Source organism: Tautonia rosea (assembly GCF_012958305.1).
Classification (GTDB): domain Bacteria; phylum Planctomycetota; class Planctomycetia; order Isosphaerales; family Isosphaeraceae; genus Tautonia; species Tautonia rosea.
On sequence record NZ_JABBYO010000020.1, the window covers coordinates 19328 to 43560 of the forward strand.

Sequence of the window (24233 nt, forward strand, 5' to 3'; positions counted from 1 at the left end):
CAAGGAGGCCCGATCGCTTGAAAAAAAATGCGAGTTGCGGCACCGATTGCGTCGAATCGGCGTTGACCGCAGGGGGATGGAGGCTATCGTAACGCCCGGAACGTGCCGGATCGCGGTCGGTGTTCCCCGGCGCGAGCAGTTCAAGGAGGGACGACATGGGTGATCGGATCCGAGGAGGGCGGCTGATTGCGCTGGCCGCTCTGATTCACATGGGCTTTGGGCTTGGCACTGCGACCGAGGCCCAGCAAGGAAACAAGGCTCCTGAGGCCAAGGCAGGGCAGCCCCAGAACCTGCCCACGCTGGTGCCCCGAGCCGTGCCGGCAAACCCGAGCGACCCGATCGCCGTGGTCAACGGGGAAATCATTTCTCGCCAACGACTGGCCGACGAGTGTGTCTCTCGTCACGGGCTCGAAGTCCTTGATACCCTGATCATGCGGAGCCTGCTCGACCAGGCGATCAAGAACCGCCAACTGACAGTCACGGCCGCCGAGATCGACGCCGAGATCGATCGCGACGCCGCCCGGGCCGGCATCAATCGGGAAAACTTCCTCCGCGCATTGGCTCGTGAGCGGAACGTCAGCCCCCGGCAATATGCCGAGTATATCGCCTTCCCCGGCGTCGCGCTCCGCAAGCTGGCCGAACCTCGGGTTCAGGTGACCGAAGAAGATATCGAGAAGGCCTTCGAGGCATTCTACGGCGACAAGCTGGTCGTTCGGATGATCCTTGTCGACACCCTGTCCAAGGCCAAGGATGTCTGGAACCGCGTCCGAGAAAATCCGGGCGGCTTCGCCAAGATGGCCCAGGAACTGTCGATGGACCAGGACTCTCGCGTGCTCGGCGGCTTGCTCGCCCAACCGATTGCCCGGTTCGCCGACCCCTTGCACGTCTCCGAGGCCGCCTTCGCCCAGCTCGTCGATGGCGACCCGAACGACAAAGATCCCAGCCACAAGCCCAAGGACGGAGACTTTACCGGCCCCATCCAGGTCAACGAGACCGCCTGGGTGATCTTCCAGCGCGAGCGGATCGAGGAAGGTCAGGAGTACAACCTCGACGACGAAAACCTTGTCGCTCAGGTAAAAACCTCGATCTTCGAGGCCAAGCTCCAGGCCGAGATGAAGACCGTCATGGAGGAGCTGTTCGTCCAGGCGGCGGTCGAAAATCACCTGACGGGCCAGGTCAAGCTCTCCGGCGTTCAGCAGGCCGAGGTCGCGGTCAAGGACGAGGAGGTCAGTCGGGCCCGCATGTCCAAGCCCGATCTGGAACTGCCTCCGTCCGGTGCCGAGGAGAAGCTCCGCGCCTTGCAGCAATCGTCGGGTGATTCGGAAGGAAACGTGGAACGCCCGGTCGGTGCCCCCGAGGCCCCCGCGCTGCCGAATCCGGCCGAGCCGAAGTGATCGGATTGACGTCCCGTTGATCCCTTCCGTCTCGGTTGCTGGTCTTCGAACGGTCGCATACGCGAACCGGGCGGCATGGCGTTGAGCCGTGCCGCCCGGTTCATGTTCGTGGAGTGTGTGTGGCCAGACGTTTCCAGTCCTCAGGCAGAGCAACGCTCTCGGTGATCGATCAATGCCCGGCTCGATGGGCTCCGTGACCTTGTCCCGAAGCCACTCCTTCCATTCGTCCAAAGATCATGCGGCCGGCACTGGTCTGCAAGACGCTGGTCACGGTGATCCGAACCATCTCACCCAGATGCCCTGAGCCCTGCTCGGCCACAACCATCGTGCCGTCATCAAGGTAGCCTACCCCCTGCCCCGCCTCCTCGCCGCGCTTGATCAGCTTCACGGCCAGTGCCTCGCCCGGCAAGACGACCGGCTTCAGGGCATTGGCCAGGTCATTGAGGTTGATGACATCAACCCCCTGAAGCCGAGCGATTTTGTTCAGATTGTAGTCATTTGTGACCACCTTGCCGTCGAGATGCTTCGCCAGAACGACCAACCGCTGATCCACCTCGCGGATGCCGGCCAGTTCGGGCAGCTCGGTGTCGAAGATCCGGATCTCCACCTCGGGCGATTTCTGCAGCCGATTGAGGATGTCCAGCCCTCGGCGACCCCGGTTCCGCCGAAGTTTGTCCGAGCTGTCAGCAATTCCCTGCAACTCTTGAAGCACGAACTGAGGGATCACGAGCGGTTGATCCAGGACCCGGGCCTCGGCCACATCGGCGATTCGTCCGTCGATGATGACCGAGGTGTCGAGCACCAATGGACAGGCCCCTTTGACCTCCTTCGAGAACTCCATGTAAGGAATCACGAACCGGAAGTCGTCCTTCGTCTGAAGCAAGGTACTGACGCAGATGTAGCAAATGGCCACCGTGCCCAGGGCGAAGACCGCCTGAACAATCTCCGTGGCGAGCCCCCCCCCAAACATGTCGATCGTCGGCTGCAGGGCGAGTTGCAAGAAATAGCTGAGAATCAGGCCGACAATCAAACCGAAATACACGGCCGAGATGGTCTGAATCCGCTTGCGAGGGGTAAGAACGTCGATCACCACCACAACGGCCGCGGCACCCATGACTATCGGGAAAAGCACCGCGGGAGCCCACGGAGGTCCACCTGCGAGCGTGGCCAACCGCGCCGCCAGACCGCCGGCCACCAGGATGAAGACTGCTCGAATCGCCACCAACATCATGATCCGATTTCTCCGAGGCAATCAGTTGCCCGACGCCCGTTTGTTCGTCTTCCATCTCGCATGATCATCAGAAGTCCTCAGAAGACCGTCGGGCCGATCCGGCGGTTCCCTCAATCATCCGGTCACGGTTCAACTCCGCAACCAGGCGATCGTACAGCTCCACAAGCCCCTGGATAATGACCTTCGTCTGCCCGAGGACAGGCATAAAGTTCGTGTCACCATCCCATCGAGGGACGATATGCCAGTGAAGATGACCGGGTAAACCCGCCCCGGCCGATCGTCCTTGATTCAATCCCACATTGTATCCGTCAGGACGAAAGATGCGGTCGAGGACACCGATCATCAGCCGAATCGTCTCGACCGGTTCCAGCAGCTCCGCGCCCTGGAGTTCACCCAGCTGCCCTCGATGCGATCGGGGAGCGACCAAGAGGTGCCCATTATTGTACGGGTAACGGTTCAAGTAAACCGCCGAGTGGGAACGCCTCCAGACCAGCAGATGAGTTCGATCGTCCTGCTGCTCCAACCCTCGGCAAAGGAAACAGGCGGCCGCCTGACCCTCCGGAGTCTGGCCCTGCTCAATATACTGTGCCCGCCAGGGAGCCCAGAGTTGTTGCATCGGTGATCGATCCGCCCCAGGTCTCGGCTCGAACCCTCCAGACCGAATGTGGCCGGAATCGGGCAACCATCAACTATACCAACACTTCAGCCCACAAGGTCGGACGCTTTCGTCTTTTTTTCGAAGGTGAACGTTCCCCGGTTCGAGGCAGTCGACCGCCGGTTCGAGTCGTTTGTAACACCCCCTTCACGCGTCCAGGAGTTCCCCGAGACCATCGTCTTCCCGAACGCTCGGATTGTGAAGCGGTTCGTTGACCTGAATGCCCCCCGTTGCGCACCGGTCTAGTGCGGTTTCCGTTTGCCTGTGAAGGGTCAGGGAAATGGGGACTGGCTCCGAGTCTTCGAGGTGCCTGTCCCACATTTCCCGGCGAGCCGCTCCGCTCAATCGATAACCACTCTAACCGATCAACCGACGTTTCCAGATGGGGTACGAGCAGGCCCAGGGCCGCCCAATCACCCAATCCGTCGGAACCAGTTCCAGTCGACTCGAAGACAGAATTTCCTGCTGCCACGACCCCTGACGTGAACGAGGCCCTTCGCAAACCACCAGCAGGGCTCGCTCAGGAACCTCGAATCGCCCCTGAGTCCTGGGCGTCAGCAACAAGCCCTCCGAATCGACAACGGGCTTGCGACCGTCAATCAAGATTCCCCCGTTGGACCAGGAAACAACCTGGCCTGCCACGGCAACCACCCTCGCCATCCCCTTTGGCCTGTCGATCGAGGACGCGGAAGTCTGCCGGTCCAGCCAGACCCATTGTCCGGGAGCCGGAGCCTGCTGCTCGTAGGCCCGACGATTGACCAGATAGCCTCCGTCCTTCGTCCAGGCCGGATACGCCAGCGTCAGGGCGACAAGAAGCCCCGGAACATAGCCGACAACCCCCAGGCCCACCGCCGCTGAGAACCAGGGGGCCCACGACCCAAACCCCGGAAAGGCCGACTGGCGAACCTCATCGGCCACCGATGCGCAGTGTGCGAGAAACGCTGCTCCCAGCAGCATCGCGCCAATCATCGATCCCCAGCCAAACCCCGCCACCATGACCGCAGACCAGTACCAGCCAAGGATGACCAACCCCCTCGACCGCTCTCCCCGCCGCCACTGAGGAACGCCCGGCAGGAGGAGAAACCACCCATGCCCCGCACCACCGGCGAACGCTCGATCCCCTCGCGCGCCCAGCCCGATCTGGTTCGTGATCATGGGCTCGCCCCTCTCGATCGACAACGCATCCGCTCCATCACGCTTGACTCGGACAAGTGTCAGGGAAATTAACGGGAGTCACGCCCGGTGTCAAAATGATTCCGATAACACAGGTAATCCTTCCTCCGGACGAACAATAAGAGGTCCTACCGCCGCACCAAGCGATTCGGTTACGCCGCCGGAACATTTCCGCTGCCCTACCGAATTTTCCCGATCCCGGAGCTCACCGCTCATTCGAACCTCACCCGGGGTTCCCACCCCCTCGGTCACGGCATCAGGACCTTCAGGAACACCCGCTCAGACGCCCGCAATGACCCTCTGGGGTCAGGGAACCGCATTGAACTGCTTGACCGAATTGCTACGATCGCTAGAATAGGTGCTCTGTACACTCACCAGACCTGCACGCCCCCTTCACACGCCTGACACGCGCGGTCCTTAACATGGAATGATCGCCTTGTCGGTCATCGCGTCGTGGCACAATCACCTGCTCGCGCGTCCGAATTATTGAGGTGCTACGGGGTGGCGGTCTCCCGTCGATCCGGCTGATCTTTCCCTCTCTTTTTTTCCTTTTAGTTCTGTTGAGGGGCTTGCTTCCCCTCGATGCAGAGGCGTCACCGGCCCATGGATAATCTCCGCGACCTGCGCAATATCGGTATCTCGGCCCACATCGACTCCGGCAAGACCACCTTGACCGAGCGGGTCCTGTTCTACGCCGGCAAGATCCACAAGATCGAAGACGTCCGTGGCGGCGGCGACGGCGCCAAGATGGACCACATGGAGTTGGAGAAGGAACGGGGCATCACGATCACCTCGGCCGCCACGACGGTGGCCTGGAAAGATCACAAGATCAACATCATCGACACGCCCGGCCACGTCGACTTCACCGTCGAGGTCGAGCGTTCGCTCCGCGTGCTCGACGGCGCCATCCTCGTCGTCACCGCGGTCGAGGGGGTTCAGTCCCAGACTTTGACCGTCGACCGTCAGATGAAGCGGTACGGCGTTCCCCGCCTCGTCTTCATCAACAAGATCGACCGCACCGGCGCCAACCCCCAGAAGGTCATCGAGACCGTCGAGCAGAAGCTCGGCCTGACCGCCGTGCCGCTGCAGATCCCGATCGGCCTGGAAATGAACTTTGAAGGGGTCGTCGACCTGCTCTCGATGGAGGCCGTCTACTTCGACGGCGAGAAGGGAGAGATCGTCCGCCGCGAGTCGATCCCCGACGGTCTGATCGAAGTGGCCAAGCAGCGCCGACAGGGCATGCTTGAGGCCCTCTCGCTCTACTCCGACGAGCTGATGACCATCCTTCTGGAAGAGGAAGAGCCGCCGCTGGAACTGGTCCTGAAAATCATTCGTGAGGCGACCATCGCCCAGCAGATCGCCCCGGTGCTGATGGGGACCGCTTACAAGAACAAGGGGATCCAGCCCTTGCTCGACGCGATCACCAACTTCCTGCCCAGCCCCCTCGACCGCGACGTGAAAGCCCGGGACAACCTCAACGAGCAGTCCGAGGTTATCCTGAAGCCCGACGACAACGAGCCCCTGGTCGCCATGGCCTTCAAGCTCGTCGAGGAGCCGTTCGGCCAGGTCACCTACATGCGGATCTATCAGGGCACCCTCAAGAAGGGGGAGTTCTACTACAACACCCGATCCAGCAAACGGGCCAGAGTGAGCCGGATCCTCCGAGTGCACTCTGACGAGCGCGAGGACATCGAGTCTGCCGGCGCCGGTGATATCGTCGCCGTCATGGGCATCGACTGCGCAACCGGCGACACGTTCTGCTCCGAGGGGATCAACTACTCCCTCGAAAGCATCTACGCCGCCGAGCCAGTGATCGACCTGTCGATCACCCCGAACAAGCGGGCCGACTACGACAAGCTTTCGAAGGCCTTGAACCGCTTCATGCGGGAAGACCCGACCTTCCGCGTGCACGTGGACCATGAAACCGGTGAGACGATCATCTCCGGCATGGGCGAGTTGCACCTGGAAATTTACGTCGAGCGGATCCGCCGCGAGTACAAGGTCGACTGCACCATCGGCCAGCCGAAGGTCAGCTACCGGGAGGCTCCCACCAAGGAAACTCCGTACAGCTATGTTCACAAGAAGCAGACCGGCGGCTCGGGTCAGTACGGCAAGGTCGTCGGCAAGCTGATCCCTCTGGTCGAGCCCTTCGAAGAGCCGTTCGAGTTCGAGAACAATATCACCGGCGGCCGTATCCCCGGCGAATATATCCCGTCCATCGAAAAGGGCTTCCGCCGTGGCCTGGTCAAGGGTCCGCTGGCCGGCTACGAGGTCATCGGCGTGAAGATGGCGCTGGACGACGGTGCCTATCACGACGTCGACTCCTCGGCCATGGCCTTCGAGATCTGCGCCTTCGACGCCTTCCGAGAAACCTTCCGCAAGGCGGACCCCGTCTTGCTCGAACCGATCATGAAGGTTGAGGTTGAGTGCCCAATCGAGTTCCAGGGCCCCGTCTCTGGCCAGGTCTCTTCCAAGCGGGGGATCATCACCAACACCGAGGCCCGCGAGGGCTTCGTGGTGATCTACGCCGAAGTTCCTCTCTCCGCCATGTTCGGCTACTCCAATGACCTCCGCTCCATGACGCAGGGCAAAGGCACCTTCAGCATGGAGTTCTACAAGTACCAGCGGGTGCCCGCCAGCCTTCAGGACGAGATCATCAAGAAGGCCCAGGAAGACGCCAAGACCATGGCCAAGGCCTGATCGCCAGGCTCCTTCCTGACTGATTGCGAAGGACTTGGTGCTGCCCCTCGCTTGACTGACGCATTCCACCACACCGGGCCTGACCCTCTCCAGTGAATGAGGGTCAGGCCCGGCGTGCGTTTTGCCTCCAGGTCCCCAGGGCGCTGAGCTCTCATCCCGCCCCTTTGCACGCAAGCGGTCGTGGCGGATCTGATTGCGAGCGACATGCATTCCCGTGTGTAGATTCTTCCACACCGTGTTGCGCAACTCCTTGACACACGGCGGCCTCGCCTCACATAACCACACCAAGGCGCTCTTCCCGAGCAACCGTCACGCTGCCCCTGCTCGGTCCCGGGTCTGTTGCCCGTCTTCTCAGGAGATCTCCAGGCATTCCCGCCTCTCCCGACCGCGGAGCCGCATCATGTCAAGCCATTCCCAGCCGCCGATCGAGTCGTCCGCCTCGGGGCATCGCACCAAACCTGCTCCCCGAGGGGTGGTGCTCTGCGGATTTGTCGCCCTGTTCGGGTTCCTTCTCTACCAGGGCCCTTCCCTCTGGGACGAGGTGAAGGCCCTGCGGCGCGAACTGACCGTGATGGACACGAACTCCGTCATCGGCTATGTCGGCATCAGTCCGAATCCGTCCTCGGCTCAGCCTCCTGGGAACTGCTACCGGGTCGAGGGGCAACACGCGCAGCTCTGGGCCGGCTGGCACTCGGAACAGGGCCACCGCTGGTTCAACACCCAGCCCACAGATCTCGACCAAAACCAGTTAAGCAACTCAATTGGCCGAGACCTGTTTCGGGGAATCGACCTGCCCCTCGTCGAGGTTGGTGGCGGTCCCATCTCCGAGAGAATCCCCGATCATCACGAGGTCGAGGCCATGCTGCTCGATGGTCAGGCCTGTGCGTACCCGATCCTGGTGCTCGATAAGGTTCTGGTCGTCAATGATGAGATCGACGGAACTCCCCTCTTGATCCTCTATGCGAAACCACCGGCCAAGGGTTCCTCAATCTTCGAAACGGTGCTGGATGGCCAGCGGCTTCACATGGGGTTCGCCGGCTACTTTTACAAGAATCAACCCTTGCTCTACGACCGCTCGACCGAGGGCTTATGGGTGGAACAGGAACAGGGGCTCCTCTCCCTCTCCGGTCCCAACCGGGGACGGATCCTCAAGCGCCTTGGGCGGATGCATCGGGTCCGCTGGGACGACTGGAGCCAGCAGTACCGCGACGGACGGGTCCTCATTGGAGCGGATCGGGCCGTCGCTTCCGCCGCCCTCTGAGCCGCTCGCCGAACGACTTGACGAGCCGGAATCGGCACGATAAGCTATGCCCGTTCATGGACTTACGCTTGAATCGCGCCGAGTCCGGCGTCGCGGTCCTCGCGTGAGGGTCCGCACCCCGGGCGCCGGCGATCCAGGGCGAACCGGGAGTCATCGCATCCGATGTCCGATCCCCAGAAACACGTTTACTCGTTTGGTGCAGGACAGGCCGAGGGCACGGCCAAGATGAAGGAACTGCTCGGCGGCAAGGGAGCCAACCTCGCCGAGATGAGCGCCATCGGCATCCCCGTGCCTCCGGGCTTCACGATCACCACGGAAGTCTGCGACCTCTATTACAAGAACGGGCAAACCTTCCCCGACGGCCTCGAATCTCAGGTCTCGGCCGCCCTGGCCAAGATGGAAGAGGCCTACGGATCGAAACTTGGCGATCCGAGCAACCCCTTGCTCGTCAGTGTCCGCTCCGGCGCCGCCCTGTCGATGCCGGGCATGATGAACACCATTTTGAATCTTGGTCTCTCCGACGCCTCGACCGAGGGCCTCGCCAAGAAAACCGGCAATCCTCGCTTCGCCTACGACGGTTACCGCCGCTTGATCGACATGTTCGGCTCCGTCGTCATGAACGTCGATCACGAGCACTTCGAGCACGAGCTGCAATCGCTCAAGGACGAAAAAGGGGTCAAGCTCGACACCGAGCTGTCGGCCGACGACCTCAAGGAACTGGTTCGCCGCTACAAGGCTGTATATGAGAAGCACGTCGGCACCGGCTTCCCGCAAGACCCGATGGAACAGCTCTGGAAGGCCGTTCAAGCCGTCTTCCGCAGCTGGATGGGCAAGAAGGCGATCGAGTACCGCCGGATCGAGAAGATCACCGGCCTGAAGGGCACCGCCGTCAATGTTCAGGCGATGGTCTTCGGCAACACCGGCAATACCTCTGGCACCGGCGTTGCCTTCACCCGAGACCCGAACACCGGCGAGAACGTCTTCTACGGCGACTTCCTCATCAACGCCCAGGGGGAAGATGTCGTCGCTGGCATCCGGACCCCCGAGCACATCGCCGATCTCGAAGGCGAAATGCCTGCGGTGTACAAGCAGTTGATGGAGATTCGGTCCAAGCTCGAATCCCATTACAAGGAAATGCAGGATATCGAGTTCACGATCGAGGACGGCACCCTCTACATGCTCCAGACCCGGACCGGCAAGCGCACCGGGACGGCCGCCGTCAAGATCGCCGTCGACATGGTCCACGAAGGGCTGATCGACGAGAAGACCGCCGTGCAGCGGGTCAATCCCGATAGCCTCAACCACCTGCTGCTTCCCCAGCTTGACCCGAAGGCCGGCGTCACCCCGGTGGCCCGAGGCATCGCCGCCAGCCCCGGCGCCGCCTCCGGCAAGGTCGTGCTGACGGCCGAAGACGCCGTCGCCCAGCGTGAGGCGAACCCGAACGTCAAGCTGTTGCTCGTCCGCAAGGAGACCAGCCCCGAAGACGTTGCCGGCATGGACGCCGCCGCCGGCATCCTCACCTCGACCGGCGGCAAGGCCAGCCACGCAGCGGTCGTCGCCCGAGGCTGGGGCAAGCCCTGCGTCGTCGGCTGCGAGGCCATCCGCATCCAGGAGAAGGATGGGCAGATCACCGTTGATGGCCAGGTCGTCAAGGCTGGCGATTTCCTCACCATCAACGGCACCACCGGCGACGTCATGATCGGCGAGGTGCCCACCATCCCCCCCAAGATGGCCGGCGACTTTGCCGTCCTCATGGAGTGGGCCGACAAGTACCGGACCCTCAAGATCCGGACCAACGCCGATAACCCGAAGGACTCCACCAAGGCCCGAGAGTTCGGGGCCGAGGGGATCGGCCTTTGCCGGACGGAGCACATGTTCTTCGAGGGTCAGCGCATCATCGACATGCGCAAAATGATCCTCGCCGATACCGAGGCCGACCGCCGCAAGGCCCTCGACTCGCTCGAACCGTATCAGCGCGACGACTTCATCGGCATCTTCGAAGCCATGGCCGGCCTGCCGGTTACGATTCGATTGCTTGACCCGCCCTTGCACGAGTTCCTGCCGCACGACGACGCCGGGCAGCAGGAAGTCGCCCGCCAGCTCGGCATCGATGTGCAGAAGGTCAAGGACCGCGTTGAGTCGCTCCATGAGTTCAACCCGATGCTCGGCTTCCGCGGCTGCCGACTGGCCGTCCGCTACCCCGAGATCCTTGAGATGCAGGTCCGCGCCATCATCGAAGCGGCCATCGCCGTCAAGAAGAAGGGGATCGAGGTCCTGCCTGAGATCATGATCCCCCTCGTCGGCACGGTGGAGGAGATGGCCCTGCTCCGCCAGGAAACAGATCGCGTTGCCAAGCAAACCATCGAGAAGGCCGGTACCCCCGTCGAGTACCTTGTCGGCACGATGATCGAGGTCCCTCGCGCTGCCCTGACCGCCGACAAGATCGCCGAGCACGCCGAGTTCTTCTCCTTCGGCACCAACGACCTGACCCAGATGACCTTCGGCTACAGCCGAGACGACATCCGGTCGTTCATGAGCTCGTACCTGGAGAAGAAGATCCTCCCCGAAGACCCCTTCCAGTCGCTCGACGAGACCGGCGTCGGCCAGCTCGTCGCCATGGGCGTCCAGAAAGGGCGATCAACGGGCAAGACCAAGGACGGCCCGCTGAAGATCGGCATCTGCGGTGAGCACGGCGGCGACCCCGCCAGCGTGGCGTTCTGCCACAAGGTCGGGCTCGACTACGTCTCCTGCTCCCCCTTCCGCGTGCCGATCGCCCGACTCGCCGCCGCTCAGGCCGCCATCAACGACGGCGCAACCGTTTCTCGAGACCGCTGATCGACTCCTACCTTGATCGGAATCGTCCGAGATCACACCCTAACGCCCCCGATTGGCCCCGGCCGGTCGGGGGCGTTGTCGCGTCCAGACCTCACGATCGGCCAACCTGTCACCGAACGCCAGTCGGATGCTTGCGTTGGGCGATTCGGCATGCTAGTCTCGGACCATTCCATTCTCTTTTATCTCGATCATCGTGTGACGTCCGGGAATTCCCCCATCGCGCCTTTGGAATCGATTCCCATGTCTCATTGCCGGACCCGATCCGGCCGATTCCCGGAACATTGGTTCCGATTCGCACGGTACCGTTCCGAGTTGCCTCTGCCTCGTCTCGTTCCTCGCCCGGGAGCAACGGCTCTCGTGGCTTTGCGTGCTGCGCGCCCCGCCGATCGGAGTCCCTCGCCATGGCCAAACACACCAAGGACTGGACCGACATCCTCGTCAAACGCGGGATTGTCGGCGCCGACCAGATCCAGGAAGCCCGAGGCATGGGCGACGCCCTTGAGGAGTCGCTCGTGCGACTCGGCTACGCCGAGATCGAAGACATCACCAAGGCCAAGGCCGAACAGAACGGCCTGGACTACGTCGACCTCCAGGAAATCGAGATCCCGGCCCAGGTCGTCGAACTCGTTCCCGAATCCCTCGCCCGGGAAAACGTCGTCATGCCCCTGGCCCAGGAAGGGGGCGCCATCAAGGTCATCATGCATGACCCGATGGACTTCGAGACGCTCGACAAGCTTCGCTTCGTCCTGAACCGGGAAATCAGCATCGCCCTGGCCCCCCGAGAGGCCATCGTCGAGGCCATCAACCGCTACTACGGCGGTGCCACGACCGAGTCCGAGTCGGTCGACTCGATGCTCCAGGAATTCACCGACACGGCCATCGACTATGCCGACGACATCGCCGCCGGCAAAGGGGTCGGCGGTGCCGAGGAAGACGATAGCGCCCCGGTCATCCGCCTGGTCAATCTTATTCTCGAAAAAGCGGTCCAGATGCGGGCCTCGGACATCCACATTGAACCCTTCGCCGACCGTATCCGCATCCGCTACCGGATCGACGGCGTCTGCCAGGAAATCGAGAGCCCCCCGCGCCGGTTGCTCGGCCCGATCATGAGCCGCCTCAAGATCATGGGCTCAATCGATATCGCCGAGAAACGACGCCCCCAGGACGGCCGGATCAAGGTCCACGTCACCGGCAAGGACATCGACCTGCGGGTCAGCGTCTTGCCCACCAACCACGGGCAGTCGATGGTCATGCGGATCCTTGACCGCGACAACATCAAGGTCAGCCTCCGCGACCTCGGCTTCGGCGAAGAGGACTTCAAGCGCTACCAGAACCTCATCAAACGGCCCAACGGCATTCTCCTCGTCACCGGGCCAACCGGGTCAGGCAAGACGACCACCCTCTACGCCTCGCTCAACGAGTTGAACCGGCCCGACGTGAAGATCATCACCGCCGAGGACCCGGTCGAGTACTACCTCCCCGGCATCAACCAGTGCGAGGTCAAGGCCCGCATCGGAATGACCTTCGCCCGGATCATCCGGGCCATGCTCCGGCAAAATCCCAACATCCTGCTCGTGGGCGAAATTCGAGACGAGGAGACGGCGAACACCGCCATCCAGGCCTCACTGACAGGACACTTGGTTTTCAGTACACTGCACACGAACGATGCGCCCAGTGCCTTGACACGTCTGGTCGATATCGGTGTTCAGCCGTTCCTGGTCGCCAGCTCGATCATCGGTATCATGGCCCAGCGCCTCGTGCGGAAAGTCTGCCCGAAATGTCGGGCCCGATACGAGCCACCGCCCCACCTGCTGAAGAGCCTCGGCATTCGCCCTGAGATTGCCTCAAAGGCCAACTTCATGCGCGGCAAGGGTTGCTCGTACTGCAACAAGACCGGCTATCGCGGCCGTCTGGCGATCTACGAGCTGATGAATATGTCCAGCCAGATCCGGGAGATGACCTTCAAGGGCGAAAACACGCAGGCCATCCGTAAACTCGCTCGGAAACAGGGGATGCGCACACTCTTCGAGGACGGGATGATCAAGGCCCTCAAGGGGATCACCACCATCGACGAGGTCCTCCGCATCACCCATCACGACGTCTCCGGCTCCTCCTGAACCGAATCGGCTCGGGGGAGAGGCCGAACAGACGCCTCCCCCTGCGCTTGGGGCGGGCCAACACCCGCTCCCCGCCGTTCACCTCGGCTCCCCCGGGCCCTTGCGACGGGATTGACCCTCGCTCTGGCCTGTTGTGTGAGGGAGTCAATTGTGTTCGGTTGCTTGATCCGTTCCGTCGTCTCTCCGAATAATGGGAGTGAACCGGGTTCCCGGGTCCTCTCGTCGCAACTCGTGATTCAGGGTCGTTCTTCCGTTTGACAGTTGGGTTGCGAGACATTGTCAAGCCCCGGCGTTCGCTCGTTTCGGGGCCACCCCCTTCCCTTATCGATCTCGATCGACGTGAGGAACCGGAGTCCATGGGCACGCTGCTGATCGACAAGCTGCTCCAGACCGTCTGTACCCAGAAAGCCAGCGACCTGCACCTGACCGTCGGCAGCCCCCCGATGCTCCGGTTGCACGGTCACATGCGCCCCCTGGCCACCAAGGTGCTCGAACCACCCGACACGGTGGCCCTGATGAAAAGCATCACCCCCGAACGCTGCCAGCAGGAGTTGCAAGAGGTCGGCGGCACCGACTTCGGCTTCGCCTTCGGCGAGATGGCTCGGTTTCGCGTCGCCATCTTCAAGCAGCGCGGCAATATCGGACTGGTGCTCCGGCGGATTCCGAATGAGTTCCTCACCTTCGAGCAACTCGGCCTGCCCTGGGTCATCGAGGAATTGATCCAGCGACCCCGAGGTCTGATCCTCGTCACCGGCCCGACCGGCTCGGGCAAGACCACCAGTCTTGCTTCGATGATCAACTGGATCAACGACAACCTCGATCGCCACATCATCACCATCGAAGACCCGATCGAGTATTTCCACCAGCATAAGAAGTCGCTTGTCAATCAGCGCGAGATCGGCATCGACGTTCCTGACTTCCCCGAGGCGATTCGTCGCGCCCTTCGAATGGACCCCGACATCATCCTCGTCGGCGAGATGCGAGACCTGGCCACCATCTCCGCGGCCATTACCGCGGCCGAAACCGGCCACATCGTCTTCGGCACCCTCCACACCAACTCGGCCGAAGGCACGGTCAACCGCATCATCGACGTCTTCCCGAAGGAGCAGCAGGACCAGATCCGCACCCAGCTCTCGGTGGCGATCATCGGTATCCTCGCCCAGACCCTCCTCCCGCGCAAGCCCAAAGGTCTGGTCGCCGCCTATGAGTGCCTGGTCGTCACCTCGGCCATCGCCAACCTGATCCGCGAAAACAAGACCTACCGAATCGATTCCTCCATCCAGACCGGCCGCAAACACGGCATGATCCTGATGGACGACTCACTGTTCAATCTCTGGCGGCAAGGCCTCGTCGAAGAAACCGAGATCATCTACAAGGCCCGCAAACCCAGCGACTTGCGCGAACGTATCGAACTGGCCAAGAAGGGCATCTTCGACGACCTGGATGAGGAGGACGAGGAGGAGGAAGGCGCCAAGAAGCGTTGATCCGCTCACTCCGTTTCGAGTGGCGCTGGCCATCACGATTTCCAGCGCCGCTCGTCAGCCCCTATCCCATCGGATGATGACCCCGTCCCGCTCACTTCCCGGCTCCGGCCGAGCAGCCCGAAGGTGATTCTCAGCCATGGCTCGACGTCTCGGAACGATCCTGGTCGACATGGGCTACCTCGACGAGGACGCCCTCTGGAAAGTCCTGGAGGAGCAAAAGAACACCGGCGGCGAGCTGATCGGCAAGGTCGCCGTCCGCCTCGGCCTGGTGCGCGAGGAACACGTGCTGCGTGCCCTCGGCGAACAGCTCGGTATGAAGGTCATCAAGCTCTCCGACACGACCGTCCCCCCCGAGGTGATCGAGACGGTCAATCAGTCGATGGCCGAAGCCTTCAAGGTCGTGCCGGTGGCCATCGGCCGCAAGGACAAGGCCGTCACCGTTGCCATGGCCGAACCCCAGAACCCGGCCACGCTCGATAGCCTGCGCTCCTTCCTCGGTGTCGAGGTACGCGGCGTCATCGCCTCGGAATCCGAGGTCATGGCCAAGATCGAGGAACTCTACGCCGGATCGGACAAGGAATCACTCAACGACGTCATCCGCCAAATCGAGTCCGACAAGGATCTCTCCCGCTTTCAGAACCGCAACGAGAGCACCATCGACCTCGAAGCCATCGAGGAAATGGCCGACGCCGCTCCGGTCCGCAAGCTCCTGAACATGGTGCTCCTGCTCTCGATCAAGGACAAGGCCTCCGACATTCACTTCGAACCGTTCGAAGATGAATACAAGATGCGCTACCGCGTCGACGGCGTGCTTTACGAACTCGTCCCGCCCCCCCGCCACCTCGCGCCCGCTATCGCCAGCCGCATCAAGGTCATGTCCAACCTTGATATCGCCGAGCGCCGCCTGCCGCAGGACGGCCGAATCGAGCTGAACATCGGCGGCAACTCGGTCGACATCCGCGTCTCGACCCTGCCGACCATGTTCGGCGAATCGGTCGTGCTCCGAATTCTCGACCGCACCGTTGTCCAGCTCGACCTCGAAAAAATCGGCATGACCCAGGAGACCCTCCGCCGATGGCGCGAGCTGGTCCACAAGCCCAACGGCATCATCCTCGTCACCGGCCCCACCTCCTCCGGCAAAACAACCACCCTCTACGCCACGCTCAACGAACTGAACACGGTTGAAGATAAGATCATCACCACCGAGGAACCGGTCGAGTACGACATCGACGGCCTCATCCAGTGCCCCATCAACGCCGAAATCGGCGTGACCTTCGCCGCGTGCCTGCGAGCCATCCTGCGGCAAGATCCCGACAAGATCCTGGTCGGAGAGACACGCGACCTTGAAACCGCGGAAATTTCCATTCAGGCCTCTCTCACCGGCCACATCGTCTTCACCACCCTGCACACCAACGACGCCCCCTCGGCCGTCACCCGGTTGCGGGACATGGGCATCCCCCCCTTCCTCATCACCGCCACCGTCGAAGGGGTGCTCGCCCAGCGACTCGTCCGCAAAATTTGCCCGAGCTGCCGAACCGAGTTCCGTCCCAGCGAAGAAATCCTGATGGAGCTCGGCCTCTCGCCCGAGGAAGGGGCCGCCCAGAAGTTCTTCTACGGTCGCGGTTGCGATCGCTGCAACAACACCGGTTACAAAGGACGCATGGGCCTTTATGAACTGGTCATCATGAACGATTCACTGCGCGAGCTGGTCGTCCGCGAGACCTCGCTCGACGAATTCCGAGACGCCTGCCGCAAGTACGGCATGCAAACCCTGCGCGAGTCGGGCCTCGAAGCCATCAACGATGGCCTGACCACCGTTGAAGAAGTGCTCAAGGCCACCATCACTGAAGACTGATCTCATTCCCATCGAATTCCGCAACGTTCTCAAAGCAACCGACCACCGCCCGCAAACCGACCGATCAGGACCACCCAGGGGGACGAGGAGATGCCGACCTTTCAGTACGAGGCGATGGACCACACCGGCAAGGAAGTCAAGGACTCCATCGACGCCTCGACCCAGGAAGAAGCCCAACAGCTGATCCGCCAGAAAGGCTACTTCGTCACCAAGATCAGCGAGCGGGCCGCCAAGAAAGCCAAGAAGGGCGGCACCGCCGCCGCCAAGAGACCGGCCGGCCGTCGCAAGAAGAAGTCGTTCACCATCGGCAAGGTCTCATCCAAGCAACTGACGACCTTTACCCGACAGCTCTCCACCCTTCAGGATGCCGGCCTGCCGATCCTTCGCAGCCTCAAGATTCTCGAAGGCCAGGCCAAGCCCGGCGTCTTAAAGAACTCCCTGGCCGACGTCATCGAAGACATCGAGAGCGGCTCGACCCTCTCCGAGGCCATGGCCAAGCACCACAAGTGCTTCGACCGCCTCTACTGCAACATGGTCAAGGCCGGTGAGGCCGGCGGTGCCCTCGAAGCGATTCTCCAGCGCCTCGCCGACTTCATGGAAAAGAGCCAGTCGCTGAAGCGCCGGATCAAGTCGGCCATGGTTTACCCGGTGGTGGTCATCTTCGTGGCCATCCTCATCGTCGGGTTCATCATGTACTGGATCGTGCCGAAGTTCGAAGCCATCTTCATCGACTTCGGCGTCGAGCTTCCTCAGATGACCGTGGCCCTGATCAATGGCAGCCACGTCGTGGTCAATTACTGGTATCTTGCCCCCTTGATCCCAGCCATCTGGTGGGTCTTCGTCAAACTCCTCTACCGGAGTAAAACCGGGGCCTACATCGGTGACCGCGTGCAGCTTTTGATCCCCGTCATGGGCACGATCCTCGAAAAATCGGTCGTCGCCCGGACCACCCGAACCCTCGGCACCCTCGTCCAGTCGGGCGTGCCGATCCTCGAATCTCTGAACATCGTTCGAGACACCGCCGGCAACGCGGTCTTCGAACGAGCGTTCAACCGCATTTACGACTCGATCCGCGAGGGTGAGACCATCGCCCAGCCGCTCCGCGAGGCGCGGATCGTCGACGATATCGTCGTCAACATGATCGACGTCGGCGAGGAAACCGGTGAGCTTGATACCATGCTCATGAAAATCGCCGACAACTACGATGAAGAAGTCGAGGCGGCGGTCGAGTCGCTCGTCAGCCTGCTCGAACCGATCATGATTGTCGTCCTCGGCGGCATCATCGGCTTCATCGTCATCGCTCTGTTCATGCCGCTGGTCAAGCTAATTAGCGAACTGTCGGGCTGATCCATCCTTCCGGCTCAGCGTCCGACGCCGATCCCCCTTCCCCTCGGGCCAATCGCGGCCCGAGGGGAGCCGACCGCAAGCCCGTCTCCACCCCGTCCGTCGTGCATGTCTCGGCCACCACTTGGCATCAATGCATGGCCACCCGCCTCAATGAGGGGTCAGGGGGATGGATTCGGGACATCGAGATGAAATTTCGTGAAACATCGTGTCACTGTTCTCGCTCGTAAGCGTAGTTCCCTTACCTCCCGACTCCCTTCTCGGATCGGCCCCCGCACTTCGGAGGATGCGATGATGACCCCCGCCGAACGCCGTCGGACCGGCTTCACCCTGGTCGAGCTCCTGGTCGTGATCACGATCATCGGGGTCCTCGTCAGCCTGCTCGTCCCCGTCATCTGGGCCGCTGTAGCCCGCGCCAACGACGCCCGGGTCGGGGGGGAGATCAACATCCTCGCGCAGTCGTTGGCCAGCTTCCAGACCAAGTTTGGCGACTTCCCGCCGAGCCGGATCATCCTGGTTGAGGACGGCGGCTATGACGTGGCCTCCGCGCCCGCCGCGCTCGATGCGGTCCCCTTCTACGCCGGCATGAGCTACCAGAGCCCCCCGCCCAACCTCGGCGGAAATCCCCAGGTGGTCACCGGTGCGGGTGATAAGACCTACGCTGCACTTGCGACCCAATCAATTTCATTTATGAGAAAGTTCTTTTCCAAGACTCAGTTCACTACCGGCCCGGCCGCATCGGGAATTCCGGGAGGCTTCTACGACTTCAACGGCAATGGCGTGGGCGACCAGAATCCGATCTACCTGGAAGGGCACGAGTGTCTCGCCTTCTTCCTCGGCGGTATTCCGACCCACACCATCGTCGGCAGCAGCTACACCCTCGAAGGCGTCGGGGGCTTCGGCGGCAATCCTCGAAACCCGTTCCGGCCCGCCTTCCTGCCCGACGGCACCCTCGACCCCATCGGCCAGAACCGCACCGAACCCTTCTTCGAGTTCCGCGCCGAGCGCTTGGTGGACGACGACTTCGACGGCATTCCCGGCTATATCGACCCGCTCGGACAGGGTCCGGCCGGTCGTTACTTCGCCTACTTCAGCGCCTACGGCGGCCGCGGCTACGACCCGAACGACGTCAACTACAACGCCGGTGCCATCTCCGAGCCCAACCCGGTCGCCCTGCCCTTCTCGGTCTCGTTCCCGGTCGTAGGGGGACCGAATCCGAGGGTCACGGGCTCCCCGCTGCCGAACCCTTATACCAGCAGCCTCCCCGTCGCCACGGGCGACAAGCCGGCCACGTTCCACCAGCCGCAGTCGTACCAGATCATCTCCGCCGGCCGCGACCGCCTCTTCGGCACCGGAGGCCAGTACACCGACAGCGGAACCGGCGACCGCCTTCCCGGCAATGAGCGCCGTCGCGAACGCGACAACGTCACAAACATTTCCAACGGCACGCTCGACTGATCACTTGCCCGTCGCTCTGAACCAAAAGGCGTGAAGGGATGAACCTCGGTCGATTCTCGAAAGACCGTTCACCAGGGGAGGATGCCATGCATCCCCGATCCTCGCCACGACGCCGCGCCGGCTTCACGCTGGTCGAACTGGGCGTCGTGATCCTGATCATCGGCATCATGATGTCCTTCCTCCTGGTCGCCTCCTTCGATGGACTCAAGCGCGCCAACGAACGGGCCACCCAGTCGCTCATTCAGAAACTCGATATCGCCGTCTCCGACCGGATCGAGGCCCTCGTCGGCCAGCGACCCGAGCCGAACAACGGCCACCGCTTCATGGCCATGTCGGTTGCCCCCGAACCGGTGAGCGGGACCATCCGCTACGTCGATTCGGAAGCCCGTGCCCGCCTCATCGCTCAGATAGACTACCTCAAGCGCGAGCTGCCCGACGTCTTCTTCGTGCAAGGGGATCAGCTCTACCCCTTGAACTTCGCCGGGGTTCCGTTCAAGCCGTCGTCGATGGCCCCAGGTCCAGGTTCCAGCTCCGCCTTCCCGCAGATCCCGGCGGCCTATGCCCCGTACGTCTTGCCGCTCGGCCACGCCATGCAGATCAATCAAGCCTGGGATGCCGATTCCAAGCTCTTCGGTGCGGGCCTCACGCGGCTCGGAGATATGAGCGGCATGGACCCGACTCAGGTCCGCTTCACCAGTCCCCCCGCAGGCCAGGGGATCTTCGGCGCGTCCTACTCGGCCATCGGCAGCCTGACGCGGCAGCTCGGCTACCCCCCCCGCGGCTACAACGGCATCGACGACGACGGCAATGGCCTCATCGACGAATTCACGATCGACGAACTCTATCGCTCCAACGACCCGGACCGCTCGGCCAGTTTCTCGGCCTTGCAGACGGACATCACGACCAGGCTCGGCAATCATCGGCATATCACCGCGCGTTCGGAGATGCTCTACGCCATCCTTGTCAGCGGGGTCGGGCCGCTCGGCAGTGTCTTCAGCGCCGATGATTTCACTCCTCAGGAAGTTCAGGACACCGACAACGACGGCCTCCCTGAATTCGTCGATGCCTGGGGCCAGCCGCTTCAGTTCTACCGCTGGCCGGTCTACTTCGTCACCGACTACGCTGCACCGTCCCGTGGCCTCCAGAAGGGTGATGCGCCCTACACTGCGGGCGATCTTCGGGAAACGCGAGAGGAAAACCCGCTCGATCCGAATCAGTTGCTCATTTCTCCCGGCTGGTGGGCGGATCCCACGACCGGCTATCCTGACAACGCTGCTCAGATGAGTGCGCGAGCGAATGTCTTCCAGCAACAGTTCTTCAGTCTGATCGATCCCTATGCGGACCTACCCCCGGGTTCGGTGGCTCAGCCCTTCCCGGCTCGCGGCTTCCTCTGGGATCGCACGCACTTCTACAAGCGTCGATCATACTTCTTCAAGCACCTGATTCTCTCGTCCGGCCCCGACCGCCAGCTCGGTGTCGGTAGTTTCGGGGTGACTTACTCGGGTTCGGGACAAACTCCCGGCCCGCTCCCTGCCGGTGATCCGGCCGCCACCGCCGCACGGATGACCCTGATCGAGAACCAAGCGTCCCGGTCCGACCCTCGACTCAGACAACCGGGCCAGGCTGGTCCCGGCCAGTTCGCCGATGCCGCGAATCTGACCCAACGCATGGCCCTCTACCAGTTGCCGGCCGACGCCAGTCCGTTTACGGTCCCCATCCGAGAACGCTGGGGCGTCGACGACGTGACCAATCACTCCCTCAACACCCTGGGCACGGGAGGACGCTGATGATTGCCCCGCGCATGCCCCGACGCTCGGGGGTGACCTTGACCGAATTGCTGGTGGTCATCTCCATCATTCTCATCCTCAGCGCCGCGGCCCTGCCGACCGCCTACGTCACCTTCGCCGAACGTGCCGTCAGCGAGGGGGCGAGCATGGTGCAAGCCAACATCTCCATGACCCGCGACCGTGCCGCCGGCACCGGCCAGGCCCAGGGGGTCCGCTTCCTGCCCGACCCCGACCTGACGGATCTCTCCACTGGCGTGGTCGTCTCGAACCGGATGGTCACGCTTACCACCCCGCCGAACTACTCCGAAGGGTTGGTGGTACCGGTAGTCGAGGTCTTCACCCCGGCCTTCACGGGACTCCCGTTCGAAATACGTCGCCTTTCAGTGTATGGGGCAAAGACCGACAACGACGGCGTCCCCTCCTCGCCAACTGCCTGGCATTTCAACATCCGTCAAGGGGAAACCCTACGCATTGGCGGCGGCGGCAACCAGTTCACCATCGCCGGGCCGATCACCGTTGGTCCGCAGTCCGGCAACCCCGAACGCTTCATCAACCGAACAGTCAATGGTCAGTTCTCCGGAGCCCAGGTCCAGGCCTTGCCGATCTCGACCGACCCCACCTACGAGATTCTGTACCTCGTGAACGGTCGCGACGATAGCGGCAACGGCTATGTCGACCCTCACTTCGATGGGATCGACAACAACGGCGATACCGTGACCGATCCCGGCTACAACGGTCTCGACGATAACGGCAATTCCCTGGTCGACGAACCTGCTGAATTGCTCCTCGGACTTCCGGCCTTCTCGCCCGAATATGAAACGGATGATCCCATCCTCCGAGCCTTCGAATGGGCCCGTGTGAACGGCGAGCAGGACGGGACAGGCATCCCCCTGCTCCGTCCACTGGCCAATCTCGGCGTCCTCCCCGTCTCGATCCTCGACCCGTCCGTCCGCCGTTATCGTTACGTCGTCTCCCGACGCCCCAGCGCCGCGACCGATTCCCGAGAATACACCCTGCCGGGCGGTGCCGTGATCGACTTCACCACCCTCGGACTACTCGATCCCAACATCATCCCCGAACGGTCTCGGGTGCCGATCGACCCGGTCACCGGAATCGTTGACCTGATGATCTACCCGAACGGCCAGGTGGTGCCATCGACTCCCTTCGGCCTTCGTCAGTCGATGACCACCGGCTTTCCATTCTACTTCCTCTGGATCGCCGCCCGAGAAGATGTTCATGCGCCGCCCGCCGGCGCCACCGCCGCCAATCAACCGCTTCTCCCCATGCCGCGCGAATACAACCTGCCGAGGCCCGAGTTCCTCGAAGGCTATCGCCGCATGGTCACGATTTCACCGAACTCCGGGCATTCCTCGGTAAGCGAGATTGCCGTGTTCAACCCACTAAACGTAAACGCCCCTTATGAAGAAGCCGCCCTCCATCAGCAGACGGGGAGGTGACCGAGGTGTTGATGCGTCGTTCATCGTCTGATCGGTCTGGAATCACTCTGACCGAGATTCTCATCGCCATCATGATCCTGGGGATTGGCATGGTCTCCGTGGCCACGCTCTTCCCAATCGGTCTCTTGCGCCTTCGGGAAGCCACGCGAGACGCCCGATCCACCATCCTCGCCATGTCCGCCAAGGACGATGCCGAGGTCCGCGGCCTGCCCAAATCACTCGGCGATGCCAAGGGCTTGGTCAATCCGGAATCATTCGTTCATCCGAATCTCCCCTGGTACGCACCCTGGCGTGCGGCCAACTTCGCCGGCTTCCCGTTCACGGTCACGCCGTTTACCTACGACTTCGACACCATTAACGGCACGCCCGGGACCGGGGTTGTCTCCGACTTCTTCACCCCCGGTCTCCCCGTCGCCTACGACCCCTTGTTCTGGGCCACCACACACTTCCAGTCCGAAGGGCTCGCCCCGGAACAGACGCCGATCGGCCTGCGTGGCAACCTCGGACAGGAAGGCCGGTTCGGCTCGGGCATCGGTTTCCTTCGAGCCGGGGCCGCCGCCCACGGGCTCCAACGCATCACCAATTTCGAACCCTACAACGCCGCGGTTCCCTGGCCGTATACCTACTCCCTGTCGAGCACTCCCGCCGGGCTCCAGTCCATCGCCGAGGTGGCCGGCAACGTCTTCACCTCGCTCGACGATCCCGTCGTCACCGGCGACGATTCGGGCCAGAGCGGCGTGCCGGTCGTCCCCTTCAACTTCTCCCCCGGCGCCGGTTACTCATCGCAACGTGAGTATGCCTTTAGCTGGATGCTCACCGGCCGCCTCGGCGTGGCCGGCGATCCCTCCATCTTCGAAGGCAACATCGTCATGTTCCACAGCCGCCCCATCGGTCTCGATACCGACCCGGGCACCGGCCTGCTCGTCCCCACGGGCGAGCGTACCGTCGAGGCCATTTGGGGCTACACCAACACCCCCAACGCGGTCAGCCCCATCCCGAACCCCCTTCCCAGTGTCGCCGGCACCGGCTACAGCACCGCCGACGACCGTACCGTTCTCCTGCGATGGCCCGCCGCCAGTCCCGACCCCTTGATCCGCGTTGGCGACTTCATCGCCGACGTCACCTACGAACGCTTCCAGGCCTCCTCGAATGCGAACTACCCCCGTGCCCTCCCCGGCTCTGGGCGGAATGGGGCTCAGTATTCCGGCCAACGGATTCATTGGTATCGCATCACTCAGAAGGGTGAGAACGAACCCGATCCCGTCGTTGCCGGTCACTTCCGAACGATCGTCCGGGTCGATACCCCCTTGCAGGCCAAAACCCGGCTGCAAACCAACGGCACCATCGTGGAGTCGGTTGTCCCCGAAGCGGCCTTGATTTGCCCCTACGTCGTCAACGTCTTCCCCATCATGCTCTACAGCCGATAACGCGGCCACGCGGACCGGCCGAAGCCCGGTTCGCCCGCGACAGCTCTCTCGTACG

The 24233-nt window shown here is 62.5% G+C and carries 15 protein-coding genes; 12 read left to right on the plus strand and 3 right to left on the minus strand.

The window, feature by feature from the left end; all coding sequences use genetic code 11:
* Positions 1 to 155 precede the first annotated feature (155 nt).
* Positions 156 to 1394, plus strand: a complete 1239-nt coding sequence (locus HG800_RS24295) for a peptidylprolyl isomerase (protein WP_169980485.1) — start codon at positions 156 to 158, stop codon at positions 1392 to 1394.
* A 169-nt stretch (positions 1395 to 1563) separates the two neighbouring features.
* Here the strand turns inward: HG800_RS24295 and HG800_RS24300 are convergent, their stop codons facing one another.
* The 3 genes from HG800_RS24300 to HG800_RS24310 form a co-directional block, all read right to left on the minus strand.
* The gene (locus tag HG800_RS24300; RefSeq protein WP_169980487.1) at positions 1564 to 2625 is read right to left on the minus strand and encodes a PIN/TRAM domain-containing protein; all 1062 of its coding nucleotides are present in this window, start codon (positions 2623 to 2625) and stop codon (positions 1564 to 1566) included.
* A 67-nt stretch (positions 2626 to 2692) separates the two neighbouring features.
* Positions 2693 to 3241 carry an HIT family protein gene (locus HG800_RS24305; protein WP_169980490.1) on the minus strand — a complete coding sequence of 183 codons (549 nt, stop codon included), beginning with the start codon at positions 3239 to 3241 and terminating at the stop codon, positions 2693 to 2695.
* A gap of 396 nt (positions 3242 to 3637) precedes the next feature.
* A complete protein-coding gene (locus HG800_RS24310) occupies positions 3638 to 4435 on the minus strand; it encodes a hypothetical protein (RefSeq protein ID WP_169980492.1) in 798 nt (265 codons plus the stop codon).
* A gap of 621 nt (positions 4436 to 5056) precedes the next feature.
* Here HG800_RS24310 and fusA point away from each other — a divergent pair.
* The 11 genes from fusA (at position 5057) to HG800_RS24365 (ending at position 24178) form a co-directional block, all read left to right on the plus strand.
* Complete coding sequence (gene fusA / locus HG800_RS24315; RefSeq protein WP_169980494.1) at positions 5057 to 7153, plus strand: elongation factor G; 2097 nt, start codon at positions 5057 to 5059, stop codon at positions 7151 to 7153.
* Between the two features lie 400 nt (positions 7154 to 7553).
* The gene (locus HG800_RS24320) at positions 7554 to 8414 is read left to right on the plus strand and encodes a DUF3179 domain-containing (seleno)protein (RefSeq protein ID WP_169980496.1); all 861 of its coding nucleotides are present in this window, start codon (positions 7554 to 7556) and stop codon (positions 8412 to 8414) included.
* Between the two features lie 162 nt (positions 8415 to 8576).
* Entirely contained in the window at positions 8577 to 11249 is a 2673-nt protein-coding gene (gene ppdK / locus HG800_RS24325) for a pyruvate, phosphate dikinase (protein ID WP_169980498.1), read from the plus strand.
* Between the two features lie 401 nt (positions 11250 to 11650).
* Positions 11651 to 13366, plus strand: a complete 1716-nt coding sequence (locus HG800_RS24330) for a GspE/PulE family protein (RefSeq protein ID WP_169980500.1) — start codon at positions 11651 to 11653, stop codon at positions 13364 to 13366.
* A gap of 356 nt (positions 13367 to 13722) precedes the next feature.
* Positions 13723 to 14850: a type IV pilus twitching motility protein PilT gene (locus tag HG800_RS24335; protein WP_169980502.1), complete on the plus strand. Its 1128-nt coding sequence runs from the start codon at positions 13723 to 13725 to the stop codon at positions 14848 to 14850.
* A gap of 136 nt (positions 14851 to 14986) precedes the next feature.
* The gene (locus tag HG800_RS24340) at positions 14987 to 16705 is read left to right on the plus strand and encodes a GspE/PulE family protein (RefSeq protein ID WP_169980504.1); all 1719 of its coding nucleotides are present in this window, start codon (positions 14987 to 14989) and stop codon (positions 16703 to 16705) included.
* A gap of 90 nt (positions 16706 to 16795) precedes the next feature.
* On the plus strand, positions 16796 to 18052 hold the full coding sequence (locus HG800_RS24345) for a type II secretion system F family protein (RefSeq protein WP_169980506.1): 1257 nt from the start codon (positions 16796 to 16798) through the stop codon (positions 18050 to 18052).
* Between the two features lie 288 nt (positions 18053 to 18340).
* The gene (locus HG800_RS24350) at positions 18341 to 19507 is read left to right on the plus strand and encodes a prepilin-type N-terminal cleavage/methylation domain-containing protein (RefSeq protein ID WP_169980508.1); all 1167 of its coding nucleotides are present in this window, start codon (positions 18341 to 18343) and stop codon (positions 19505 to 19507) included.
* Positions 19508 to 19593: 86 nt separating this feature from the next.
* Positions 19594 to 21294 carry a type II secretion system protein gene (locus tag HG800_RS24355; protein ID WP_169980510.1) on the plus strand — a complete coding sequence of 567 codons (1701 nt, stop codon included), beginning with the start codon at positions 19594 to 19596 and terminating at the stop codon, positions 21292 to 21294.
* Entirely contained in the window at positions 21294 to 22751 is a 1458-nt protein-coding gene (locus tag HG800_RS24360; protein ID WP_169980512.1) for a pilus assembly FimT family protein, read from the plus strand. The genes HG800_RS24355 and HG800_RS24360 overlap by 1 nt, the downstream gene beginning before the upstream one ends.
* 11 nt (positions 22752 to 22762) lie before the next feature.
* Positions 22763 to 24178: a type IV pilus modification PilV family protein gene (locus HG800_RS24365; RefSeq protein WP_169980513.1), complete on the plus strand. Its 1416-nt coding sequence runs from the start codon at positions 22763 to 22765 to the stop codon at positions 24176 to 24178.
* The last annotated feature ends 55 nt before the right edge of the window (positions 24179 to 24233 follow it).